The organism is Soonwooa sp. (assembly GCF_030151385.1).
Classification (GTDB): domain Bacteria; phylum Bacteroidota; class Bacteroidia; order Flavobacteriales; family Weeksellaceae; genus Soonwooa.
In genome coordinates this window covers 23,047-47,612 of record NZ_JASLDS010000034.1, presented here as the reverse complement: position 1 = coordinate 47,612, position 24,566 = coordinate 23,047, and the positions used below count along the sequence as shown (strand labels likewise).

Annotated in this window: 18 protein-coding genes; 9 read left to right on the top strand and 9 right to left on the bottom strand. The window is 36.4% G+C overall.

Going from position 1 to position 24,566, the window contains the following annotated elements:
- Positions 1-38: 38 nt before the first annotated feature.
- From Q1V95_RS06020 to dnaB, 6 genes are all read right to left on the bottom strand, one after another.
- On the bottom strand, positions 39-2,624 hold the full coding sequence (locus Q1V95_RS06020; protein WP_300671638.1) for a TonB-dependent receptor: 2,586 nt from the start codon (positions 2,622-2,624) through the stop codon (positions 39-41).
- Between the two features lie 155 nt (positions 2,625-2,779).
- A complete protein-coding gene (gene nadC, locus Q1V95_RS06015; protein WP_300671635.1) occupies positions 2,780-3,643 on the bottom strand; it encodes a carboxylating nicotinate-nucleotide diphosphorylase in 864 nt (287 codons plus the stop codon).
- A gap of 60 nt (positions 3,644-3,703) precedes the next feature.
- On the bottom strand, positions 3,704-5,275 hold the full coding sequence (gene nadB / locus Q1V95_RS06010) for an L-aspartate oxidase (protein WP_300671629.1): 1,572 nt from the start codon (positions 5,273-5,275) through the stop codon (positions 3,704-3,706).
- A gap of 15 nt (positions 5,276-5,290) precedes the next feature.
- Positions 5,291-5,917 carry a nitroreductase family protein gene (locus Q1V95_RS06005; protein ID WP_300671621.1) on the bottom strand — a complete coding sequence of 209 codons (627 nt, stop codon included), beginning with the start codon at positions 5,915-5,917 and terminating at the stop codon, positions 5,291-5,293.
- 703 nt (positions 5,918-6,620) lie between these two features.
- Entirely contained in the window at positions 6,621-7,097 is a 477-nt protein-coding gene (gene rnhA / locus Q1V95_RS06000; RefSeq protein ID WP_300671619.1) for a ribonuclease HI, read from the bottom strand.
- Positions 7,098-7,107: 10 nt separating this feature from the next.
- Positions 7,108-8,733: a replicative DNA helicase gene (gene dnaB, locus Q1V95_RS05995; protein WP_300671670.1), complete on the bottom strand. Its 1,626-nt coding sequence runs from the start codon at positions 8,731-8,733 to the stop codon at positions 7,108-7,110.
- A gap of 418 nt (positions 8,734-9,151) precedes the next feature.
- On the opposite strand from dnaB, the gene Q1V95_RS05990 reads away from it, so the two are divergent.
- The 4 genes from Q1V95_RS05990 to Q1V95_RS05975 all read left to right on the top strand — a co-directional run bounded on the left by Q1V95_RS05990 (position 9,152) and on the right by Q1V95_RS05975 (position 14,847).
- Positions 9,152-10,618 (top strand): DUF5687 family protein, encoded by a 1,467-nt coding sequence (locus Q1V95_RS05990; protein WP_300671616.1) that lies wholly within the window; start codon positions 9,152-9,154, stop codon positions 10,616-10,618.
- A gap of 11 nt (positions 10,619-10,629) precedes the next feature.
- Positions 10,630-11,331: an ABC transporter ATP-binding protein gene (locus Q1V95_RS05985; RefSeq protein WP_300671613.1), complete on the top strand. Its 702-nt coding sequence runs from the start codon at positions 10,630-10,632 to the stop codon at positions 11,329-11,331.
- Positions 11,332-11,489: 158 nt separating this feature from the next.
- Entirely contained in the window at positions 11,490-12,803 is a 1,314-nt protein-coding gene (locus Q1V95_RS05980; RefSeq protein WP_300671610.1) for a pitrilysin family protein, read from the top strand.
- A 4-nt stretch (positions 12,804-12,807) separates the two neighbouring features.
- Positions 12,808-14,847, top strand: coding sequence for a pitrilysin family protein (locus Q1V95_RS05975; protein WP_300671607.1), 2,040 nt, complete (start codon positions 12,808-12,810; stop codon positions 14,845-14,847).
- A gap of 424 nt (positions 14,848-15,271) precedes the next feature.
- On the opposite strand, the gene fumC is transcribed toward Q1V95_RS05975, so the two are convergent.
- Entirely contained in the window at positions 15,272-16,666 is a 1,395-nt protein-coding gene (gene fumC / locus Q1V95_RS05970) for a class II fumarate hydratase (RefSeq protein ID WP_300671604.1), read from the bottom strand.
- 339 nt (positions 16,667-17,005) lie between these two features.
- Between fumC and Q1V95_RS05965 the strand changes: the two genes are divergently transcribed.
- The 4 genes from Q1V95_RS05965 to Q1V95_RS05950 all read left to right on the top strand — a co-directional run bounded on the left by Q1V95_RS05965 (position 17,006) and on the right by Q1V95_RS05950 (position 21,201).
- Complete coding sequence (locus Q1V95_RS05965) at positions 17,006-18,397, top strand: helix-turn-helix domain-containing protein (RefSeq protein WP_300671601.1); 1,392 nt, start codon at positions 17,006-17,008, stop codon at positions 18,395-18,397.
- Positions 18,398-18,627: 230 nt separating this feature from the next.
- Positions 18,628-19,470: a hypothetical protein gene (locus tag Q1V95_RS05960; protein ID WP_300671598.1), complete on the top strand. Its 843-nt coding sequence runs from the start codon at positions 18,628-18,630 to the stop codon at positions 19,468-19,470.
- A gap of 12 nt (positions 19,471-19,482) precedes the next feature.
- Complete coding sequence (locus tag Q1V95_RS05955) at positions 19,483-20,340, top strand: hypothetical protein (protein WP_300671595.1); 858 nt, start codon at positions 19,483-19,485, stop codon at positions 20,338-20,340.
- A 9-nt stretch (positions 20,341-20,349) separates the two neighbouring features.
- Positions 20,350-21,201: a hypothetical protein gene (locus tag Q1V95_RS05950; protein WP_300671592.1), complete on the top strand. Its 852-nt coding sequence runs from the start codon at positions 20,350-20,352 to the stop codon at positions 21,199-21,201.
- Between the two features lie 142 nt (positions 21,202-21,343).
- Here the strand turns inward: Q1V95_RS05950 and Q1V95_RS05945 are convergent, their stop codons facing one another.
- Positions 21,344-22,102 (bottom strand): epimerase, encoded by a 759-nt coding sequence (locus Q1V95_RS05945; RefSeq protein ID WP_300671589.1) that lies wholly within the window; start codon positions 22,100-22,102, stop codon positions 21,344-21,346.
- A gap of 6 nt (positions 22,103-22,108) precedes the next feature.
- Complete coding sequence (locus Q1V95_RS05940; RefSeq protein ID WP_300671586.1) at positions 22,109-22,672, bottom strand: hypothetical protein; 564 nt, start codon at positions 22,670-22,672, stop codon at positions 22,109-22,111.
- Positions 22,673-22,838: 166 nt separating this feature from the next.
- Here Q1V95_RS05940 and Q1V95_RS05935 point away from each other — a divergent pair, with 166 nt between their 5' ends.
- Entirely contained in the window at positions 22,839-24,446 is a 1,608-nt protein-coding gene (locus Q1V95_RS05935) for a fumarate hydratase (protein WP_300671667.1), read from the top strand.
- The last annotated feature ends 120 nt before the right edge of the window (positions 24,447-24,566 follow it).

Genomic DNA, 24,566 nt, shown 5'->3' with positions numbered 1-24,566 from the left:
CATTGGTCGGGATTTGAGATGTATTAATATTAAATTTCTTAGAATCTATAAGAAACTGTAGCAGACCATGTTCTTCCGAATCCGAAATATACTTGGTTAGCTGTTGCAACACCTTTGTACATATAGCCAAGTTGCTCGTATGTAAGACCTTGCGTGTTTTTAGTTCCGTCTCTTAGATTAGATGGTTTGTCATCCGCGAAGATACTTGTTTTACCATCTGCGATGTAATAAGTATCAAATAGGTTGTAAACGTTTCCTGTTAAAGTTAACTTGTTTCCATTCAACAAATTGAAAGTATAAGAGATACCCGCATCAAACAAGTTGTAGCTAGGAAGCTTTAAAGCTCCTTTAGTGTCTTTGGAAGATGCTTTAGTTACATCAAATACACCATAATATTTATCATAGTAGTTCCAAGAACCAAAAATGTTAAACGCTTTAACAGGAGTTACAGTTAATCCTAATGAAGCTGTAGTTTGTGCAGCATCAGAAACTTTAATTTTATCTAAATATAACGTTTTTGTAGCATCACCTCCTTGTGGCGTGAATGGTTGGTTATTTTCATCAAATGTACTTCCTGTAGCATTTCCTTTGTAATGCCAGTCTCCCATTGAGAACATACCAGTCACTTCGATAAAGTTAACAGGCTTGTAGCTAAGCTCCAATTCTGCTCCCATGTGTATCTCTGTAACACCATCAATGTTAGCATATACTCTTGTATCTGCACCATTTTGATCTTTCATCGTTAAGTTGATTAGACGTGTGAAACGATCTTTCCATTGTGTATAATAAAAGTTAGCGTTTGCTCTAAATTTAGAGTTTCTGAAACCATAACCTAATTCAGCAGAAGAGATTTTTTCGTTATTTAGTCTCGGGTTGATAACCTGTTGGGAACTTGGATATACTGCGTAGTTGTTAGGTTGCTTAGAGTAGAAACCGATGTTAGCAAATACGTTGTGGTTTTCGTTGATGTTGTAGTTAACACCTGCTTTAGCATTGTAACCCCAAATGTTTTTAAAACCAGTTTTAGTATTTACAACTTGTCCTTGTTGTACTGTCACACCATCGATAATCCAGTTGTCAATTCTTTGCATTCCTTGGTTAGATGCTGATCCTTGTACAAATGCAGAAAGGTTGTCGTTAGAGTATTCTAATTGACCAAATGCACCTAGCCACATAACTTCACCATTGTAGTTTCTACTTGCAATTTGAGACTCATCTTTAATAGCTTTCTCAAATGGATTGGCAGAATTTTGAGGTTTGTAAGATTGAGTTACTGTATAGTAAGGTTGAATATTTAGGTTGTTGGTTTCTCTATATTGAGAATTACCCCAGAAATCTGAAATTACACCTGGGTGATAACCGTAGTAGTATCTACCATCAACACCAACTGAGAAGTTCCAGTTATTGTTGATTTTGTGTTGGAAGTTAGACAAGATACCATACCAGTCATGTGAGTTAACGTGTGTTCTTCTAACGATACCATTGTTTCTGTCAGCGATACCTGGCGTTTTGTTAACAGCACCAAAATCTGCTACTGCTCTACCTTGGTTCCATGCATAGATATCATCAAATCTTATTAAACCATCAGCGGTTTTTGGTAAGTTGTTGATACTTGTTTTGTTAATTGTTCCCAAAGTACCAGTTCCGCCACCACGTCCCCAAGATGCGTAGACAACAGTTGACAATTTAGATTGCTCGTCCATTTTCCAATCCCAGTTAAGAGACATTACTGGCTTACTGTAGTAGTTAACAGTTTGAGACATTTCTTTACCATTTAGATAACCCCAGTTTGAGTTGTATTTTCTATTTGGTTTGTCAGCTGTACCACCGTACTTTATTAAGTTGTCAATTGTACTTTGGTAGTTTTGGTTATGCCATTGTGGCGCTCCAGTAAAAGTAAATTGGAAATCGTGCTTAGCGTTTGGTTGGAAACCTAAAGCAAAATAATAGTTGTAAGCTTCGAAGTCAGAACCATCGATGTAAGTTGCACCTGCTGTTCTAGACATTAAGAATGATGAAGACCATCCTTTTGCTGATTTTCCAGTGTTGTAAGAGAACATTGTTTTTAAATAACCATCGTTACCTAAACCAACTGTTACGTTTCCTTCTCTTTTTTTATCAGCAGCTCTCGTTAATACGTTGATTGTACCACCAACTGAAGCGATTGCTAATTTTGAAGATCCAAGACCTCTCTGTACCTGCATCGCAGAAGTCACATCAGATAGTCCTGCCCAGTTTGACCAATATACTGTACCACCTTCCATGTCGTTAACTGGTACACCATTAATCATTACTGCGATGTTGTTAGTATCAAATCCACGGATGTTAATACGACCATCACCAAAACCTCCACCACCTTTTGAGGTATATACAGATGGTGTTGATTTTAAAATTTCTGGAAATTCTTGGTTTCCTAGACGCTCAACGATTTGACCCTCTTTAATTGTAGATACAGCTACAGGCGTTTTTCTGTCTTTTGCGATATCTGCTACACTGGTGATAACAACTTCTTCAATGTCATTAGACCTAAGTGTGTCGCTCGGCTTTTGCTGAGCAAAATAGATGCTCGCAGTTGATAGTGTTAAAACGATTGATAAAGATCGTCTTCCAAAATTGCTTTTCATTTGTCTCAATTACTAATTTATTTGACACTGCAAATTTCAGAAATAAAAATTAACTAGGCTTTAACAAAGAATTAACATTTGTCATTTTAATTAAAACTTAACACTCCGTTAATGTTGCGTTAAGTTTTAATTAAAATTGACTGATTATTAAGGCTTTAGTCTTTGATCGCTTTTAAGCTTAAATCAATGTTTTTTGCGGAATGCGTTAAAGCACCCGCCGAAATGTAAGTTACTCCAGTCGAGGCGATTTCCTTTAATTGATCTCTGGTAATACCTCCAGAAGCTTCACTTTCGCAAGCGCCTCCAATCATGTCCACAGCATCTTTCATGGTTTTTACATCCATATTGTCAAGCATAATTCTGTCAACTTTAGCATCGATAGCTTCGGCAACCTCTATTAGATTTCGAGTTTCTACCTCAATTTTCAGATCTAAATTATTTTCTTGAAGATATGATTTAGCCATATTAACAGCATTGGTAATACTTCCATTATAGTCGATGTGGTTGTCTTTTAACATAATCATGTCATACAAACCATATCTGTGGTTGGTACCGCCACCAATTGCCACCGCCCATTTTTCGCAAATTCTAAAATTAGGCGTCGTTTTGCGAGTATCCAAAAGTTTAGTCTTTGTTCCAACCAATCTTTGATCCCATTCGTGGGTTAAAGTTGCGATGCCGCTCATACGTTGCATGCAGTTGAGAACCAGTCGTTCAGCAGAAAGAATAGATTGCGCTTTTCCACTTACGATGAAAGCGATGTCTCCAACTTTCGCCTGTTTCCCATCTTTTATAAAAACTTCAGTTTTAAGATTTTTATCAATGTATTTAAAAATATCTAAAGCCATTTCGACACCTGCCAAAATACAATCTTCTTTTACCAAAAGTTTTGCTTTTTGCTCCAAATCTTTGGGAATTGTAGATAGTGTAGAATAATCACCGGTGTTAATATCTTCTTCTATGGCAGCCTTTATAAAAGTTTGAACTGCTTTGTCGGTTACGTATGCTGGTTTTTTCATTTTAAATAATTGAAATTGTATCGTTTAATTTATTTGTCCTAAAGTAAAACTTAAATAGATTTATGCGAAATCTTTATTATAGAATGCACCCTTGTTTTGTTTCATTTCTAAAGATTGATCGATGATAAGTCCCGAAACGCTTACTAGGTTTCTAAGCTCCGAAAGTTGTGGTGAAAGAATAGAATAGTTGTACAATTCGCCAACTGCTTCAGAAATATCTTGATGCTTTTTCTTTGCGATTTTTAGACGTTCATTGCTTCTAACAATACTTACAAGATCGCTCATCATTTCCTGAAGTTGCTTTCTAAGGTAAGTTACCAAAACCATTTCGTCCATTATTTTCATGCCTTCCTCATTCCATTCGGGGATGGCTTTTAGGTCATCAAAGTTGAAATTATTTTCCTCAAGCAAAGTCATCGATTTTAAAGCAGCGTTGTGTCCAAATACCAAACCTTCTAGTAAAGAATTGGATGCTAATCTATTAGCGCCGTGAAGTCCAGAGTTGGTGCATTCGCCAACCGCAAAAAGATTTTTGATAGACGATTGTCCATCTTTATCGATGTTAATTCCGCCCATTAAATAGTGCGCAGCAGGAACAACGGGAATCAATTGTTTGAAAGGGTCAATACCTTCGCTTAGACATTTGTTGTAGATGTTTGGGAAATGTTTCATGAACTTTTCCTTGTCCATCTCGCGACAATCAAGACCAACATATTCGTCACCAGAGGTTTTCATTTCGTTGTCGATAGCACGTGCTACGATGTCACGAGAAGCCAATTCTTCGCGCGGATCGTACTTCTGCATAAAAGGTTTTCCGTTCTTCGTGCGAAGTTTTGCACCATCGCCTCGTACCGCCTCCGAAATCAAAAATAACATTCCATCAAGTTTAGAATACAGCGCTGTTGGATGGAATTGATAATATTGCATATTGCTAACCATCCCGTGAGCTCTTGCAACAAAGGCAATTCCATCGCCTGTCGCAATAATTGGGTTGGTCGTATTTTTATAAACGTGCCCCGCACCACCAGTTGCCACCAAAGTTATTTTTGCTGTGATTTTCTTGATTTGCTTTTGCTTTTCGTCCAAGATGTAAGCACCATAACAGTGGATGTTGTTGGTGTCCAACTCTTTTCCCGGAACGTGATGTTGCGTCAACAAGTCAATCACATAATGATAAGGTAGGATTTCGATATTTGGAGAATTGCGAGCCGTTTCCAAAAGCGCACGTTCGATTTCGAAACCAGTGATGTCTTTGTGATGGACGATTCTATTTTCGGTGTGACCGCCTTCGCGACCAAGAGCGAATTTTCCATTTTCTTGGTCAAATTTTGCGCCCCATTCTACGATTTCGTTAAAACGTTTTGGCGCTTCTTCCACCACCATTTTTACAACATCGGGATTGTTTTCGCCGTCGCCAGCACGTATGGTGTCGTCAATATGCTTTTGGAAGTTATCGTTCTGAAAATCAGTAACTACCGCAAGTCCTCCTTGTGCATACTTGGTGTTGCTTTCGTCCTCGTCAGCTTTGGTGACAATCATTATTTTGGTGTCTGGCAACTTTTCCGAAATTTTGATGGCATAGGACAATCCAGAAATGCCCGACCCAATTACTAAAACATCCGTTTTTATCATAATGTTGTGATTGTTTTAAATAAATTTAATGAATTTTTCCTCTGGTTTTCTAACTTTTTTAAAATGCTGAAATTCATCATCGTCCGCTCTTTTTCCCAAAGTCAAAACCACAGCAACGCGTTCTTCTTCGGTATTCAGTTCCAAAAGTTCTGACAGAACTTCGTGGCGAAAACCTTCCATCGGACATGTATCAACGCCTTCTTCTGCTGCAGCGACAATCATAGTTCCTAGAAGTATATAGGCTTGTTTTTCAGACCAATGTCTCAATGTATCTGAATCATGACTTGAAACGTATAAATCAATATTTTTTCTAAAAGCTGCTAAAATTTCCAAATCAATTCCGCGCTCATTTGCGATATGCGAAAAATATGCATCGACATATTGCGCATCGATGTTAGTCTTTGCAACAATCGCTACAACATGCGAACAAGTGCTGACTTGTGATTTGTTGTAAAACGCAGGTAGAATCTTTTCCTTTTGCGCATCAGATTCCACAACAATCAATTTATAAGGTTGAAGCCCTTGCGAACTCACCGACAAGCGTCCAGCTTCCAAAATATTGTGAAGAGCTTTCGCGTCGATTTTTTCACCGCTAAATTTCTTTACAGAATAGCGCCAAGACAATGCTTCTAGATAATTCATTTAACAAAGATAATCAACCAACTTCAAAATTAATTCTAAAGTTTTGTTAATTAGGAGCAATTCCAGCTTTCACTAGTCGCTATCTTGTATTTTCCAAAACTTTTGCCCACGCAAAATACAAGATGAGCTCCAACATGCCGTTCAATCTGGGCTAGGAGATTGGGTTTCCAAAGAAAATTAGATTTTTAAAAGGTAATTTTGAAAGTCGTCAGATGTAAATTTCGAATTACTAAAATAGCCTTGCGGTAAAAATTTTGAGATTGAGAATTCAAAATAGTTCCAAATTTAGGTTGATTTTAGATATGTATTTTACATTCCAGAGGAATGAACTAATAATAGAAAATATTCCCATTTGGTGTCGAGCTCCGTAGGAGCGACCTGTATGATTAGCAGGGCGCTCCTACGGAGCTTAGATTATCTTGTTTCGAATTCTACTAACAGAATGCTCCGATGGAGCAAATATTGTATTTTGAAAGTATATTTTTAAAATTTAAAAAACGCGGATTATTAGCTTTTTAAATGTTTAGTGTTTGTTTCTTAAAGGAAGAAAATTTTGTGAGGTTTAACATTAAGTCTATGGGAAAAGTCAACGAGATTTTGGAAAAGTTTGTTGGGAAGTATAATAAAAGACGTTTTGCTTATTTTTAAACATAGCATTTCGAAATGCTGTAGGCGGTATAAAACAAGATTTTATAAGGAAAATTTAGAACAATCCGCCTTTGTTTTGATTTTCAAAAAAATCGTCGGTTTGTAGGTTGGCACCTTGTGAAGCTTTAACAGCGAGCTGGTCTACCAATTCGTTTTCAGGATGCCCAGCGTGACCTTTTATCCAATGGAACTTCGGCGAATGTGTTTTAAGAAAAGGAATTAAAGCTTGCCAAAGGTCAGGGTTTTTAACATTTTTCCAACCACGTTTTACCCAGCCAGCAATCCAGTTTTGATTAATTGCGTCAGATACATATTTACTATCGGTAAAGATGTGGATGTCATGACCTTCATCTTTTATTTTGGAAAGCGCCACAACAACGGCCATCAATTCCATGCGGTTATTGGTTGTTAATCGGAAGCCTGCCGAAAAATGTTTTTGATATTGTTTCTCAGGAACGCGCATCAGAATTCCGAATCCGCCTTTTCCGGGATTGCCACTACATGCTCCGTCAGTAAAAATTTCGATTTTCAAACTCTAAATTTTAGAAAGGCATTTCATCATCATCGTCATCGTTCATGGCAGAGCCAGATACTTGTCCACTAGATGGCGTTGCAGGCCCAAAAACAGAATTAGGGTCACCAGTTACTGTAATTTTTGCAAAATCTGGAGCTTCAAAAGCGCCACCGCCACCAAATCCACCGCTAGCTGGTGCTGGTGCACCGCCGCCGAAGCTGTTAAAATAAGCGGAATTTCCTAAAGTTTCCAAATCGGCAAACTTACCAATATGTTTATGGAATGCCAATCTAACATCGGCAGTTGCACCGTTACGGTGTTTTGCGATGATAATCTCGGCTTGGTTTTCGGTTTGTGTTTCTGCACCTTCTTCGTCATTATCCCAAACAGCGATTTTGTAATACTCGGGACGGAAAATAAAAGATACGATATCGGCATCCTGCTCAATCGCTCCTGATTCCCTAAGATCCGAAAGCATGGGACGTTTGCCAGGACGCGTTTCCACAGTTCTTGATAACTGCGAAAGTGCAATTACTGGGACGTTAAGTTCTTTTGCAATCGCTTTTAAAGATCGGGAAATCATTGCAATTTCTTGTTCACGGTTTCCGCCACCTTTTCCAGAACTTGCGGTCATCAACTGAAGATAATCGACCATGATAATCCTAACGCCATGTTGCATTACCAAACGTCGACATTTTGCACGGAAGTCAAAAATCGAAAGCGATGGCGTTTCATCAATAAAAAGAGGTGCATTTTCCAAAGCCGAAACATTGGTAAAAAGACTGCTCCATTCTTGATCGGACAAAGTTCCTTTTCTTAAGTTTTCTGATGAAATACCTGTTTCTGAAGCGATCATCCTTGTGATCAACTGTACAGACGCCATCTCCAGAGAGAAAAGCGCAAGTGGAATATTATTATCAACAGTGATATTTCTCGCCATGGAAAGGATAAAAGCGGTTTTACCCATCGCAGGACGTGCTGCAATAATGATAAGGTCGGAGTTTTGCCAACCTCCCGTTTCTTTGTCCAAGGCTGTAAATCCTGATGGTACACCAGAAAGACCTTCTTTATCTTTAAGCGATTTAATCTTATCAATCGCTTCTTTTACCAAAGAGTTTGCGGTGTCGAATCCTTTTTTAATTGTTCCGTTGGTAATTTCGAAAAAGGATTGTTCTGCTTTATCAAGAAGTTCGAATACATCTGTCGATTCTTTGTAAGAGCTATCGATAACGTTAGCCGAAACATTAATCAAAGAACGAAGAATGTATTTTTCCAAAATTACACGAACGTGATACTCGATGTGTGCAGACGAGCTGACACCCAAAGTCAAGTCAATGATGTAATGGTCGCCACCAGCAAGATTTAGTTTTTCAGTTCTTTTTAATTCCTGAATAACCGTCATCATGTCGATTGGCGAGTTGCTTTCGTATAGTTTTAGAATGGCAGAAAATATTGTCTGATGACGAGGATCGTAGAAAACTTCAGGTGTTAATAAGTCGATAGAGTGGTCAAGACCTTTTCTATCAATTAAGAAAGTACCGATAACAAGTTTCTCAAAATCAACAGCATTGGGTGGCATTTTGCCATCAGAAATAGATAGTTCTTTAGCAAAATTGCCTTGTGTAAGTGACGATAGGGTTTCTTTTTGAGCCATAATACAAAGATACGCCTTTTCGAAATCTTGGAAAATCAAGTTCTTCACAAAAAATAATAAAAGTGATAAAAGTCTTTTGTTAAAGGGATTTTCGATGTTGATAACTTGGATTTTCGAAGGTTTTTGTTAACAGCTTTTTGAAGGTTTTTCTAAAACTTCGAAGTTCAAAATTATAAGTAAAATATGTTTTAAAACTGAAATAATTTCTTGAAAAAATAGAAGTAATTAACAGGTCGCTCCTCCGGAGCTCGCGCGATTTTGCTCTAAACTTTACAAGCCGTTAGTTCCTCCGGAACTCATTTAACAACATGAAAATTATGAAAAATTAAAAAATTTTAATTCCCAAAATTGTAACAATCCTATTTTTAAAACAACTAAAGTACAAAGAGGATATGTTTCTCGATCAAAATTTATTAATATGATTAAGCGTTTTGCAATTTTAGAATTCAAAAACTTCATGCGGTCCAAAAGCTTTGCGGCAAATGCAGCGATGAAGATTTTGCAGGGATTTCTGATTGTGTATTTTCTAGTAGCTTTTGTAAGTGGGAGTGTTTTGGCATTTTATTATCCACATGACAAGTTGCACATTGATCCATTGCCTTTTGTGAGTAGATTTTTAATCTACGCATTGTTGGGAGATCTTTTCTTGCGCTATTTTATGCAACAGATGCCGACTCAAAATATAAAGGCGTTTTTAACAATGAATATTAAAAAAGATACACTTGTTAAATATTTGATTTCGAAAACCTTTCTGTCGTTTTTTACTTGGGGAAATGCATTTTTGTACATGCCTTTTGTGATTCTGTATTTGGCTAATGGATACAGTGTTGTAGGGACTTTGGGTTGGATTATCGCAATTGTTTTCTGCTATTTTATCAACAATCTCCTCAACATTTTAATGAATGGAAAAGATAGCGTTGCATATGTAATCGGTGGATTATTGCTTGGATTAATTGCGCTTAATTACTATAATATTATTGCAATTGGCGATTTTTCGGCTTTAATATTTACCTCTTTTTTTAATCATCCTTGGCTGTGTATTGTTCCGATTTTGATTTTTGTTCCGATACTTTATTTTGTGTTTAGACAAATTAAATCCATGTTCTATCTAGACAAAGTTTTGGAATTAAAACAAGTCGAAGGAAAAACAGAAAATATCCAATTCCTGAATAAATTTGGCGTTTTAGGAACCTTTCTTAATAACGATATCCGAATGCTAAAACGCAGTAAAGCAGCTAGATCTGTGGCGTTAGGCGGTTTTTTGTTTTTGTTTTATGGTTTATTAATATTTTCGACACCAAGTTATAAAACCCCGACAATGTTGATGTTTCTTGGGATTTTTGTGACGGGCGGATTCCAAATGTTGTTTGGTCAAAAAGTGCCATCTTTTGATAGTTCGTATTATCCATTAATGATGACGCTGAATGTTCCTTACAAAGATTATCTGAAAGCAAAATGGTGGTTGATGACGATTGCAACATTTGCCTCAATGGTTTTAGCCATATTTTATTTCTATTTTGGATGGAAGGTTTATGTTACTTTTTTCGCGGCGGGACTTTATAATATCGGCGTTAATTCGCAAGTGACGCTACTTTCGGGAGCTTTTAATAAAAATCCAATTGATCTAAATACGGTCAAGAAATCATTCGGACAACAGAATAATCTAAGTTTTAAAAACTTTTTGTTAATTATCCCAAAGATGCTTTTGCCGATGTTAATCTATGGTGTTGTCAACAAATTTGCTGGAACAGTTGCCGCTGTTGCTGCGATTGCAATACTTGGTGCTATAGGATTTTTACTCCGTGAAAAAATATTCGACTATATAGTAAGACTTTATAAAAAAGAAAAGTACGATACATTAATTGCTTTCAAAAAAACAACTTAAAAAAGAACAACATGATATCTATAAATAATTTATCAAAAACATACGGTGATAAAACGGTTTTGAAAATTGAAAACCTCGAATTTCCGAAAGGTCAAACGATTGGTTTGGTTGGTAACAATGGCGCAGGAAAAACAACTTTGTTTAGTCTGCTTTTGGACTTGATAGAAGCGACGACAGGTTCTGTGACAATTGATGGCGAACAAGTTAACACTTCCGAAAACTGGAAAAATAAAGTGTCGGCTTTTATTGACGAAAGTTTTTTGATTGGTTACTTAACACCCGAAGAATATTTTTATTTCTTGGGCGAATTGCGTGGACAAAACAAAGCGAGTATTGACGAATTTCTTAAGCAGTTTGATGAGTTTTTTAATGGTGAAATCTTAAACTCGAAAAAATACATTCGTGACCTTTCCAAAGGAAATATGAAGAAAGTTGGCGTGATTGGAGCTTTGATTGGTAAACCAGAAATTATTGTTTTGGATGAACCTTTCGCGAATCTCGATCCATCAACACAAATTAAACTCAAAAATTTGGTGAGAAATTGGTCTCAAAATTCTGAGTCGACTTTCTTAATTTCTAGTCACGATTTGGCACATACTACAGAAATTTCGGATAGGATCGTTGTGCTTAACAAAGGTACTTTGGTGCGTGATATCCAAACGTCGCCAGAAACATTGCAAGAGCTGGAAGCATTTTTTGCTGAAGAGTTGTAGTTTTTTAAGTTTAAAAAATTTTAAAATAATAAAGAGATTGCATTTTACTTTTTGTGAAATGCAATCTTTGTTTTGGCGAGATTTAGAAATAATATTACACAATCTGTAACAAAATCCATAATTTCGTTACCAATATATAAGATTAACCAAAGTCAAAAATGAAATTAAAATTTTTATCTACGGCGGCTTTAGCATTGACAGGAATGCTGATGAACGCACAAGAAATCAAATTCGAGGAGTATAATCTTCCGAACGGGATGCACGTTATTTTGCATCAAGACAACGCAGCACCTGTTGTAACGACGGGCGTTATGTACCATGTTGGTGCCAAAGACGAGGAAGTTGGAAGAAGTGGTTTTGCACACTTTTTTGAGCACCTTTTATTCGAAGGAACCAAAAACATCAAAAGAGGAGAGTGGTTCAAAATTGTTTCGTCAAATGGTGGAACTAACAATGCCAACACGACTAACGATAGAACGTATTACTACGAAACTTTCCCAAGTAACAACTTACAATTAGGTCTTTGGATGGAAGCTGACAGATTGCGCCAGCCAATCATTAACCAAATTGGTGTTGACACGCAGCGCGAAGTTGTAAAGGAAGAAAAAAGATTGCGTATGGACAACCAACCTTACGGAAACCTTTTGACAGCTTTACAAACCAACCTTTTCGCAAAGCACCCTTACCGTTGGACAACGATTGGGACAATGGAAGATCTTAACAAAGCAAAACTAGAAGAGTTTCAGGATTTCTTCAAAAAATATTATTCGCCGAATAATGCGACTTTGGTTGTAGCAGGTGATTTCAAAAAAGATGAAACTAAAAAATGGATCGAAGAATATTATGGTTCTATTCCAAAGGGTCCAGAAGTTAAAAGAACAACAATAAAGGAAGATCCAATTACACAAGCTAAAGAAGTAACTTGGACTGATCCTAACATCCAACTTCCAGCATATTTGTTTTCATACAGAGTGCCAGGAAGTCGTGATAAAGAATCTTATGCTTTGAGCATGCTTTCGACTTACTTATCAAATGGTAAATCGTCTGTGCTTTATAAAAAATTAGTAGACCAAGAGAAAAAAGCTTTGGAAGTACAAGCCATTAACTTGGGGCTAGAAGATTATGGTATTTTCGCATTTTTTGCAATTCCGATGGGAGCTACAAGCAAAGATGTTTTACAAAAAGATATTGATGCCGAAATCGTAAAATTACAAACCAACCTTATCTCTGACGAAGATTATCAAAAACTTCAGAACATTGTTGAGAATCAGTTTGTAAACGCAAACTCAAACATTCAGGATATTGCAGGTTCTTTGGCAACATACAATGTGTTGTATGGCGATACTAATTTGATTAACAAACAAATCGACATCTATCGTTCTGTAACTAAAGAGGATCTAAGAAATGCTGCGAAGAAGTATCTTAATCCTAACCAAAGAGTAATCATCAATTATCTACCTGAAAAAAAATAATCAAATGAAAAAGCAACTTACATATATAGCCGCAAGTTTTCTGATTTCAGGAATGACGATGGCTCAAAAAATAGATATCAACGCAATGCCGAAAGCTGGTCCAACACCTAGCATCAATATTGCGACGCCTCAGACTTTCAAACTTAGCAATGGTTTGACAGTTATGGTTGTAGAAAACCACAAACTTCCGCGAGTTAACGTAACACTTTCTATGGATCGTCCACCGATATACGAAGGCAAAATTGCTGGAGTTAACGACATTATGGCGGATCAATTAGGAAACGGAACGACTTCAATGTCAAAAGACGATTTCAATAAAAGAGTTGATTTTTTAGGTTCTAGAATTAGCTTTAACTCAAATGGTGCTTTTGCAAACACGTTATCTAAGTATTTTCCTGAGATTATTGGTTTGATGGCAGATGCAGCGATTAATCCTAAATTCTCTGCTGACGAAATTCAGAAATCTAAAGAAAGAAGCATTGAAGCTTTGAAACTTGACGAAAAAAGTGCACAGTCTATTGCTTCAAAAGTTTCTAATGCTGTTATCTACGGCAAAAATACTGCAAGAGGTGAGTTTGAAACCGAAGCTTCAATCAATGCAATTCAGTTGAACGATGTTCAAGATGTTTATTCTAAATATTTTGCACCTAACAATGCTTATTTGGTTGTTGCTGGTGATGTTAAATTTAATGATGTTAAAAAGCTTGTTGAAAGCAAATTTAATGCATGGAAAAAATCTTCAACTACGATTCCTGCAGTTGAGCCAGCAAAAAATGTTGCTAAAACAGAAATCGAAATGATCGATGTGCCATCTGCGGTACAATCTGTAATTTCGGTTGGGAATATCACGACGCTTCAGATGAAAGATCCTCAGTTTTTCGCGGCAACTATCGCTAACTACATTCTTGGTGGTGGAGGCGATGCGCGTCTATTTATGAATCTTCGTGAGAAAAACGCCTTTACTTATGGAGCTTATTCAAGCTTGTCAACCAGTAAATATTCACCAGAATTCAGTGCAGAATCTAGTGTAAGAAACGAAGTGACAGACAAAGCGGTTACTGAGTTTTTAAATGAGTTAAAAGGTATTACGACAATCAAGCCAGAAGAACTTGCTAACGCAAAAGCGAAACTAAAAGGTGACTTTATTCGCTCAATGGAAAAGCCAGAAACAATGGCGAAATTTGCGGTGAATTCAGAGGTATACAATCTTCCAAAAGATTTCTACACCAACTATCTTAAGTCGATTGACAAGGTAACTGTTGAAGATGTTCAGAATGCTGCTAAAGCCAACATTCTTCCTAACCAAAGCCGAATTTTTGTGGCTGGTAAAACTTCGGAAGTTTCAGATGGTTTAGAAAAGTTAGGATTTGCGGTTAACTATTATGACAAGGATGCTAATGCGATTACAAAGCCGAGCGCTCAAAAAATAAATGTTACTGCGGCGCAAGTTGCTGACAAATATATCACGGCAATCGGTGGCAAGGCGGCTTTGGACAAAGTGACTTCTATCGCAACGACGGCTGCTGCATCTGTACAAGGTATGGCACTTGATATGTCGATGATCAAAGCGAAAGGCGGCAAAGTTTTCTTGGATATGAAGGTGATGGGAAACAGTATGCAAAAAGTTGTTTTTGATGGTGTTAACGGCAAAATGACTGCACAAGGTCAAACGCAAGATTTGCCAGCTGAGATGAAAGCCGAGTTTTTAAAAGATAAAGAACTTTTCCCAGAAGTAGGTTTTGCTAAAAATGCAAGCCTTAAAGTTTCTGGTATCGAGAAGATCAATGGCGAAGATTCTTACGCGATTAAAGACGGATCGACAATCTATTATTACAGCGTAGCTTCAGGTCTTAAAACTGGTGAAACTAAAACTCAAAAAATGGGTGATCAAGAGGTTTCAATTCCAACAACTTACGGTGACTACAAAGTTGTGGATGGTGTTAAGTTCCCGTACAAAATCTCACAATCAATGATGGGACAAAGCCTTGATTTCATTGTAAGTAAATATGAACTAAACAAAGCTAAAGACACTGATTTCAAGTAAACCGAAATTTTTAGTTTAAATATAAAACTCCGAGTTCTGGCTCGGAGTTTTTTGTTTTTATGTGGGCTTCATTTGACTAAGTCGAAAAGCTATTTATTATTTTTTATTTGGGCGCCATTTCCCGCTATCCGCTTTTACTCCTCGCTCGCTTTCAGCTCGCTGTGGGGTAACCGCTTCTATCGGGGGCGCGACAATCTGCTGGTTTATCAAAAACATAAACAAGTCAGAATTAATCGGGGTAGAACAATCTGCTATTTTAGAAAAAAGAAATCAATCCCGATTGAAACATTCAGCGAATTTTCTTAAAACACTAAAAAGTCACAATCAATTGTGGTATTTCCGATTTTGCATTATTGCAAAAAAACCTAACAGGTTTCCGAAACCTGTTAGGTTTAAAATATTTCAGAATATCAAATATCAAAATCTATTTCAAGCTTCCCACCATATCCTCAGGTTTTACCCAAGCATCAAATTGTTCGGGAGTTACCAAACCAAGATTTACTGCTTCCTCTTTTAAAGTTGTTCCGTTTTTGTGAGCGGTTTTTGCAATTTTTGCAGCGTTTTCGTAGCCGATATGTGTATTTAAAGCTGTTACCAACATCAAGGATTTATCGACTAATTCTTTGATTCTTGGTAAGTTTGGTTCAATTCCCACCGCACAATGTTCGTTAAACGAAATGCAAGCATCAGCAATCAATTGGGCAGATTGCAAAAAGTTGTACGCCATCACAGGTTTGAAAACATTCAACTCATAATTTCCTTGAGTTCCCGCAAACGAAATCGTGGTATCATTTCCTAAAACTTGAGCGCAAACCATGGTCATCGCTTCATTTTGTGTTGGATTTACTTTTCCAGGCATAATGGAAGAACCGGGTTCGTTTTCTGGAATGTGAATTTCGCCAATTCCTGAGCGTGGTCCAGAAGCCAACATTCGGATGTCTTGTGCAATTTTAAATAACGAAACTGCCAACTGCTTCAACGCGCCGTGAGATTCCACAATGGCATCATGCGCTGCCAAAGCTTCGAATTTATTTTCTGCTGTGATAAAAGGATGTCCCGTTAATTTCGCAATATATTCTGCTACTTTTACATCGTAACCTTTTGGTGTGTTCAATCCTGTTCCGACTGCCGTTCCGCCCAAGGCAAGTTCCGAAAGATGCGGAAGTGTATTTTTTAGAGCTCGCAATCCAAATTCTAATTGTGCAGCGTAACCCGAAAACTCTTGACCCAAAGTAAGTGGTGTTGCGTCCATCAAATGCGTTCTACCAATCTTTACGATATCTTTAAAAGCTTCGGATTTTTCTTTCAACGTAATTTTTAGTTTCTCAACTGCAGGGATTACCACATCAACTACTTTTGCATAAGCAGCGATGTGCATTGCCGTTGGATAGGTGTCATTTGATGATTGCGATTTGTTGACATCATCATTCGGATGGATTTCAGATTTTTCGCCCAACTTTCCACCATTCAAAACATGAGCACGGTTCGAAATCACTTCGTTGATATTCATGTTCGATTGTGTTCCAGAGCCAGTTTGCCAAATCACCAAAGGAAATTGGTCGTTTAGTTTTCCAGCTAAAATTTCATCCGCAACTTTTCCAATCATGTCGCTTTTTTCTTTTGGCAAAACGCCCAAATCGGTATTGGCTAAAGCAGCAGCTTTTTTTAAGTAAGCAAAAGCTTCAATAATTTCGTGTGGCATCGACCCTTCGGGACCAATTTTAAAATTGTTGCGAGAACGCTCCGTTTGTGCTCCCCAATATTTATCAGCAGGCACTTTTACTTCGCCCATTGTGTCGTGTTCTATTCTGTAATCCATATGTATTCTTTTATACATAAAGTTAGTGGAATTTATCCAGAATAGTAAATTTCAAAAACATAAATTTCTCTTAAATAATAAGTTTTTCGGGTAGTTTGGAACTTAACGAAACTAATAATACCTTTAGAAACTTTTAATTCTTAATTGGTTTATTCATTTTTGATAATGAGGAATGTACATCTTAGCATAATTGTCAGAATTTATTTTTTATTTTTTCTCATTTGTGGTTATTTTTTACATGCCCAAGGGAAAATTAGCGAGGACAAACGTAAGGTCTTTTATGAAACCTATCGCAGCTATCAACTCAATCATAAAAATGCCGAAACGGTGGGTAGTAAAATGCTGTCATACTCTCAAGATAATTATGAAAAAGCTTTATCTTACCTTACTTTGGGGCAGGGAAAATATCAGGAGGGAGATTTTGTAAAGTCTGTTAAACTTCTTGAGAAAGCACGAAATTTTGCTGCGACGGCGGACACTTTAAATCTTCAAGGTGATGTTTATATGACGCTGATTCCTGCATATAGACGTGCTGGACTTATTTCTCAGTCAGATGACGGATTTGAAAAACTCAAGCTTATTAGTCAAAAACTTAAGAATTATGATCGCAAATTATATTTGTTGTACTGCGAAGCTAAAATGTATGATATTGACAAAGATTTTTGCAAAGCAGCGCAAAAAAGAAGAGAATTTATTAATCTTCTTCAGCCCGTAAGCCCAGACAAAGAAGTAGATAATAGATATAAGTTTTCGGTGTTTAGCCAATTGTGTTATGTTGAGATTAAGTGCGGAAATATTCCTGCTGCCAGAAAAACATTTGCTGAAGCCGAGGCTATTCTGAATCAAATAGATAAAAAAACGCCTGTTAAATTAGTTGAGTTTTATTATATGGATAAAGCGTTACTCAATGTTATTGATCAGGATAAAGCATCAGCACTTGAGAACTTCACAAAGGCTACCGACGAAGTTGTAGGTTCTGGAAATAATATTGTGATAAAAGATATTCTTACTGAAAGATTAAATGCGAATGTCGACACGCCAGAAAATCAAATGAAGTTCTCAAAAATGGAGCGAGAAATTTCTGATTCTGAAACAACTGTAGCAAAAGAGTTGACCTATATTGAGGCGATTAAGAATAAAAAAGAAATAGAAAATGAAGCCCGAAAAAAAAGAATTTATATTTGGATAGCTATTTCATCGATATTTTTATTAATTACAGGAGTGACTTTTTATTGGTATAGAAATAGAAGGTTGAAATCAAAGTACCTTAAAATTATTGAGGAACTAAAAACTAATGAAACTTCTAAGGTATCTGTTATTTCTGTAAATGGATCAGAAAAAGAATTGATAACATCAGATATTATCAAAAATGATAATACGGAGCGTGAGATTCTGAAAAAACTTGAAGCTTTCGAGAAAAAGAAGCTTTATAACACAAAAGGAATTTCTATGGCGCAAATGGCTGTAATGCTGAAAACTAACACTAAATATCTCAGTCACGTACTTAGGAAATATCGAAATTCAGATTTTTATAATTATATCAATGATTGCAGGATAGATTTTATTGTCCGAGAACTGCATGATAATCCTCAATTATTGCAATACAAAATTGCAGCACTTTCAGAGATGTGTGGCTATTCGTCTCATAGTCAATTTACGAGTATTTTTAAGATGAAAAAGGGTATGTCTCCTTCGCAGTTTATTAACTTTATACAAAAAGATCAAGTATAGATTGAAATATTATGGGAAATCCTGATATTTTGCGTTTTACAAAATAACCCTTCTGGTAATCAGGTTGTTAAGTGAATTTTAGATTGCTTTTGTTCTGTCCTTTCAATAGTGTAAACTTACTTTTGTTAGGAAGGATATTTTATTTTTGATGCAAATTTTTTCGTCAGCTATTTTTTAACTGATGAATTATTTGAACACAAATTTAGAAACAACTTATTGCTTATTGTGAAATGAAAAGAATATTATTTCTCGTCATAACACTTGCTAATGTTATGGCGTTTGCCCAAGTTGGCATTAATACACAGAATCCTTTGGATGTTTTCCATATTGATGGCGCAAAAGATAATCCTGCGACTGGAGCACCAAGTGTTGTCCAGCAAAGTAATGACGTAATTGTAACCAGTGCAGGTAATGTAGGCATTGGAACAATAACACCATCTACAAAATTAGAAATACAAACAGGGGGAACATCAAGCGCTCCGATAACCGGATTTAAATTGGTTGATGGTAATCAGGCTGCTGGAAAATATTTGATTAGTGATGCCTATGGAGTAGGGAGCTGGATGGTTCTTAATGAAGGAAACAGCTCGAAATTGGCAGCTAATGGTATTTTTGGGACTGCTGTTGTAACTTCAGACGAAACGGCTACTACTTTGAAATATTCTGGAGTTATGATGCATGTTGACCCAGGAAGATGGCTTTTGAGTTCTGGTATAAAAGTGAATTTTACTGCTGATGCTGCAACTCCGCTTCCATATGGGACCAGTTACTTTCTAAATTTTTATATTTCTTCAAGCCAATCGGCAGTTCAGCAGACTGGATTTACTATTGAAAATATTTCAGCGGCAAATAACATCACATTTGGAGGAAATATCATGAGAGGTAAAGGAATTGATAATGGAAATTTCATGCAAGGTTCCAAAATTATTAATGTGACCTCTCCGACGGGTGTAGATTTATATTTACTAATTCAGAATGTTGCAAGACCTGCAGCAGCAACTTCTGGCGCTGCTTGGTCTTTTAATCCTGCAAGTGGCGAGAATTTCTTCTACGCAGTTCCTATTAATCCATAAAATTAAATCAAAGTGAAAAAAAATATTATTATTGTATGCTTTTGCTTTATTTGTGGGACTTTCTTTTCGCAAGTAGGTGTAAACACAAGTAATCCACAAGGTGTTTTTCATATTGATGGCGCAAAAGATAATCCAAGTACTGGTATACCAAGTATTGCCCAACAAAGGAATGATGTTGTTGTAACTAAAGCCGGAAATCTTGGTGTTGGAACAACAACTCCATCCACAAAATTGGAAATTCAGACTGGAGGTACCGCATCAAACCCAGTAAGTGGTTTTAAGTTAGTAGATGGAAGCCAAGGTCAAGGAGGAATTTTATTAAGCGATGCAAATGGAGTTGGAAAGTGGAGCATTTTGGGTACAACGAAAGGAGCAGTAGTAGGAACTATTGATACAGGAAGTACTGTTGTATTATCTAGTGAAACGGGTGGTTACAAGTACAGTTATTACAAACTTACTCTTACAAAAGGAAGGTGGATTGTCAATGCAGGGCTTCTTTTTAATATGACTGCAAATGCGGCATTAGGAGATGGGATATGGGTGCATGGAAAATTGTCTGCGGTTAACAATGGTATTCAATATACTGGATATACATTGGAAGGTCCTTCTGGCAACGCAACAGGTTATGCATCGGTATTAGTAAAAAATGCCACACCAAATTCTCCAAACTTTTATTCAGGAACCGTCGTGCTGAATGTTACATCCCCATCAGTTACGATCTATCTAATGATTGAAAACGTTAATCTGGCAGGTAATGTTAGCTATACAGATTATCGACCAACTTTTGCAACCACAGGTAATTCTTGGGTTTTAGATCCTAGTAATCCTAATAATTATTTTTATGCCATTCCAGTAAACCAGAACTATTAATTGCACAAAATGAAAAAAAATATATTAATTGCATGCTTTTGCTTTATTTGCGAAACTTTATTTTCGCAAGTAGGCATAAATACCAAGAACCCGCAAGGTGTTTTTAATATTGATGGTGGGAAAGATGATCCTGTTAGTGGAGCTACTTATACAGCTGCACAACAGCTGAACGATGTTACTGTTTTGGCAAATGGAAATTTGGGAATAGGAACAATTACACCAGCCACCAAGCTAGAAATCAGAACTGGTGGTACAGGAAGCAGTCCAATTCCCGGTTTTAAATTAGCAGATGGAACTCAAGCTGCTAATAGAGTTTTGCAAACAGATGCCAATGGAAATGCAAAATGGGTTGACATTGTAAAAAGAAATGTAACAATAGGAACTTTTTCTCCAGGCACTGCCGTTTATTCTGATGATGGACCAGATGTTTATAAATACACTGGAAGCTATATTACACTAACAAAAGGAAAATGGATTGTAAATATTGGCTATACTTTAAAAATACAACGCCAATACCAAATAGGCTATAGTTATTTTTTACCTATATATCTTTCTTCAAGTACGAGCAATTCAACATTATCCCAGACTGGATTTAGTTTAATTGGTGCTACAACTTCTTCTAATATGGCATTTGGCGCAAGAATGATTATTAATAGAGAGATGACAAGTGCTAACCTTATCCAAGGTTCTGTAATTATAAATGTTACAGATCCAAATCCTGCCGGCGTAAGAATAAATGTCTTATTTAAAAATGTTCCTGTAGATAGAACCGAAACTGTGCCATCAACTTCGGGAAATAATAGTTATTTCTTTGATAATGGAAACTGGGAAAACTATCTTTATGCACTGCCAATTAACTAAAAATAAACTCGTTGTATACTTAGGGCTTGTTTGAAATTTCACCAGAATAAATTTTAACCCATTCAGGTCTTTCTAGCTAAATTTAAAAAAGCATAAACAGCAAGAAAAGCATGAATTTATGCGAAGTGCGTGGTGTTTTTATTTAAAATTTTCTTGAATCAGGATGAAGAAATTCATACTTCAAATCATTTTCTAAATGTGTAGAAATGATTTTTCTTCCAAAGATTTCTTCAATTTCGGTTTCAATGTTTTTTGTTTGAAAATCCAAAACTTGTTGCTTGGTAGGATGCAAAGGCGCGACCAAATTGTAGGTTTTAGATTGTGAATTTTTGTTAATCATTTTCTCAACAATTCTTGAAATGTCTTCAAAATGAATGTGATTCACGATTTGTTGCGGTTCCTTGATTTTATATTTGCTCAAATAGCGGTCGTCGCCCATCAATCCGCCTAATCGTAGAATGTTAATTTGAGGAAAATTCTTTTTCATTAAGTTTTCAATTCCGAAAATATTTGGATTCAGTAGATTTTCGTCCAAATTGTTTTCAGTAATTTCTTGTTTGATTTGAGGATAAATTCCAATGGAACTCATTAAGAAAATCTGTTTTTCAAAACCTTTAATGAATGAATTCAGATTTTCGAATCTCTTTTTTAAAACTTCAAAATCCGCCGATTTAGAAAAAGGAATTGTGATAAAGATAACATCAAAATTCTTCCAAATTTCATTTGGCTTAAGATATTCATCTGCATCAAAATCAATTTTAAATGTTTGAAAACCGTGTTCAGAAAGCATTTTCATTTTATCATCGGATGTTGTCGTTGCAAAAATTTCATTCGTTGGAACAAAATATTTTGCCATCCTAAAACCCAACCAACCACAACCGATAATTCCTATTTTTCTCATTCCAAATTAATTACTAATGATTTTAGAATGCCAGTCCTTTTTTGAAACATAAAACTTGAAAGTCTTTGTTTGCTCTTTCAATTCATTGGGTTTCCAAAGCTTTATTTGAACAAATTCTTTTGTATTGCTTATTTTATCGACAAGGACAAAAACCGATAATTTTGAATTATCCTTGGAAGAACTCCATTCTTTAATTTTTTTCTCGTCATTATCCGAAAGATGAAATTTTCTTTTACTTTTTTCCGAGTTCTGCAGCCATAAGATATTGCCAAATGGTAACTCGTTCTCCTCTGCTTCATGCTTTTCGATTTCGTCAAGTACAAATTTATATTTATAAAAAAGTAATTGACGCTTTTCGCAGCTTATCTTTCGCGATTGCTCAACCCATGCAGTTCCACAACCGAAAACTTGTTCGCCTTTTTCTTCAGGAAATAAAACGGCATCTTCAAAAGTTATCATAACTACATCTGCAGTATGACTTTGTGGCAAATAGGCACATTCATCATGAACTTGCCTTTTTTGAGAATAAACCAAAGAAGTAAAAAACAGAAAAATGAAGATTTTTTTCATTGTTAAATAACTTCTTATAAAATTAAGAAGAATAATTTTCAGAGCCAATTTATAATCATTATAAATATCAATAAGCTTTACTGATTTTACTCATTTTGTTCAAGTAGAGCATTTTGCAATGCTTAATTTTACGGGAATTAATTTTATTTCAGAAATCAATCATATTATGGAATTTTCTTATCAGGAGCCATTTCCTATTTTAAAAGACGATACACAATACAAAAAGCTTTCTTCTGACTTCGTTAAAGTGGAGAAATTGGGCGACAGAGAAATCTTAACAGTTGACCCAAAAGCTTTAGAACTCCTTGCTGAAAACGCTTTGAAAGATGTTTCTTTCATGCTTCGTTCAGCTCATTTACAAAAGCTAAAAAACATTATCGACGATCCAGAAGCTACGGATAACGACAGATTTGTTGCTTATAATTTGCTTCAAAACGCGGCTGTTGCGGTTCAAGGTGCGTTGCCATCTTGTCAAGATACGGGAACGGCGATTTGCGTTGCCAAAAAAGGTGAAAACGTTTACACAGGCGCAAATGACGCAGAATGGATTTCGAAAGGAATTTACAATACTTACCAAGAGCAGAATTTAAGATATTCTCAAATCGTTCCTTTGACGATGTTTGATGAGAAAAATTCGGGTTCTAACTTGCCTGCTCAAATTGATATTTATGCAGAAGAAGGTGATGCTTATAAATTTTTATTTTTAGCAAAAGGTGGCGGTTCTGCCAACAAAACTTTCTTATATCAAAAAACAAAATCTTTGTTGAATGAAGCTTCTTTGGACGCTTTCGTGAGAGAAAGAATTATGGATTTGGGAACGGCTGCTTGTCCTCCGTACCACTTGGCTTTGGTGATTGGTGGAACTTCTGCAGAAGCTAATTTGGCGGCGGTTAAAAAAGCAAGTGCGGGTTATTATGATAATCTTCCGACTGAAGGAAACATGGGTGGTCAGGCTTTCCGTGATTTGGAGTGGGAAAAGAGAGTTCAGAAAATCTGCCAAGAAAGTGCGATTGGAGCGCAATTCGGCGGAAAATATTTAACGCATGATGTTCGTGTGATTCGTTTGCCTCGTCACGCGGCTTCTTGTCCAGTTGGAATGGGCGTTTCTTGTTCTGCGGATAGAAATATCAAAGGAAAAATTACCAAAGACGGTATTTTCTTGGAGCAATTGGAAACCAATCCAGAGAAATTCTTACCTGCAACACCTCCACATTTGGAAGAGCCTGTAACAATTGATTTGAATAGACCAATGCCAGAAATTTTGGCTGAATTGTCTAAATATCCAATCAAAACTCGTTTGAAACTCAACGGAACTTTAATTGTTGCAAGAGATATTGCTCACGCAAAAATCAAAGAATTGTTGGATGCAGGAAAACCAATTCCAGAATATTTCAAAAATCACCCAATTTATTACGCTGGACCAGCAAAAACGCCGGAAGGAATGCCTTCAGGAAGTTTCGGGCCAACAACGGCAGGAAGAATGGACGTTTACGTGGACGAATTCCAAGCCAACGGTGGAAGTATGGTGATGCTTGCCAAAGGAAATAGAAGTAAAGACGTAACCAATGCTTGCGGAAAATATGGCGGTTTCTATTTGGGTTCTATCGGTGGTCCAGCAGCGATTTTGGCGAAAGACAACATCAAGTCTGTGGAAGTGGTAGATTTCCCAGAATTAGGAATGGAAGCGGTGCGTAAAATTGAAGTCGTTAATTTCCCTGCGTTCATCATTACGGATGATAAAGGCAATGATTTCTTCGCAAATTTGGCGCATTAGAATTTGAAAGAAACTTTCTTTAAGTTTTAAAAATACATATAAAATGAAAACGGTTGTAAATAAAGCTTTGCAGCCGTTTTTTTATAAACTAAATCTGTAACAACAGAATTTTTTCTCGCA

What these genes read in the sequence shown, in the direction of transcription:
- Q1V95_RS05945 (WP_300671589.1), bottom strand. Translation starts at nt 22,102, where the DNA reads ATGAGAAAAATAGGAATTATCGGTTGTGGTTGGTTGGGTTTTAGGATG.
- Q1V95_RS06005 (WP_300671621.1), bottom strand. Translation starts at nt 5,917, where the DNA reads ATGAATTATCTAGAAGCATTGTCTTGGCGCTATTCTGTAAAGAAATTT.
- Q1V95_RS05950 (WP_300671592.1), top strand. Translation starts at nt 20,350, where the DNA reads ATGAAAAAAAATATATTAATTGCATGCTTTTGCTTTATTTGCGAAACT.
- nadB (WP_300671629.1), bottom strand. Translation starts at nt 5,275, where the DNA reads ATGATAAAAACGGATGTTTTAGTAATTGGGTCGGGCATTTCTGGATTG.
- Q1V95_RS05960 (WP_300671598.1), top strand. Translation starts at nt 18,628, where the DNA reads ATGAAAAGAATATTATTTCTCGTCATAACACTTGCTAATGTTATGGCG.
- dnaB (WP_300671670.1), bottom strand. Translation starts at nt 8,733, where the DNA reads ATGGCTCAAAAAGAAACCCTATCGTCACTTACACAAGGCAATTTTGCT.
- nadC (WP_300671635.1), bottom strand. Translation starts at nt 3,643, where the DNA reads ATGAAAAAACCAGCATACGTAACCGACAAAGCAGTTCAAACTTTTATA.
- Q1V95_RS05985 (WP_300671613.1), top strand. Translation starts at nt 10,630, where the DNA reads ATGATATCTATAAATAATTTATCAAAAACATACGGTGATAAAACGGTT.
- Q1V95_RS06020 (WP_300671638.1), bottom strand. Translation starts at nt 2,624, where the DNA reads ATGAAAAGCAATTTTGGAAGACGATCTTTATCAATCGTTTTAACACTA.
- Q1V95_RS05980 (WP_300671610.1), top strand. Translation starts at nt 11,490, where the DNA reads ATGAAATTAAAATTTTTATCTACGGCGGCTTTAGCATTGACAGGAATG.
- Q1V95_RS05965 (WP_300671601.1), top strand. Translation starts at nt 17,006, where the DNA reads ATGCTGTCATACTCTCAAGATAATTATGAAAAAGCTTTATCTTACCTT.
- Q1V95_RS05975 (WP_300671607.1), top strand. Translation starts at nt 12,808, where the DNA reads ATGAAAAAGCAACTTACATATATAGCCGCAAGTTTTCTGATTTCAGGA.
- Q1V95_RS05990 (WP_300671616.1), top strand. Translation starts at nt 9,152, where the DNA reads ATGATTAAGCGTTTTGCAATTTTAGAATTCAAAAACTTCATGCGGTCC.
- Q1V95_RS05940 (WP_300671586.1), bottom strand. Translation starts at nt 22,672, where the DNA reads ATGAAAAAAATCTTCATTTTTCTGTTTTTTACTTCTTTGGTTTATTCT.
- fumC (WP_300671604.1), bottom strand. Translation starts at nt 16,666, where the DNA reads ATGGATTACAGAATAGAACACGACACAATGGGCGAAGTAAAAGTGCCT.
- Q1V95_RS05935 (WP_300671667.1), top strand. Translation starts at nt 22,839, where the DNA reads ATGGAATTTTCTTATCAGGAGCCATTTCCTATTTTAAAAGACGATACA.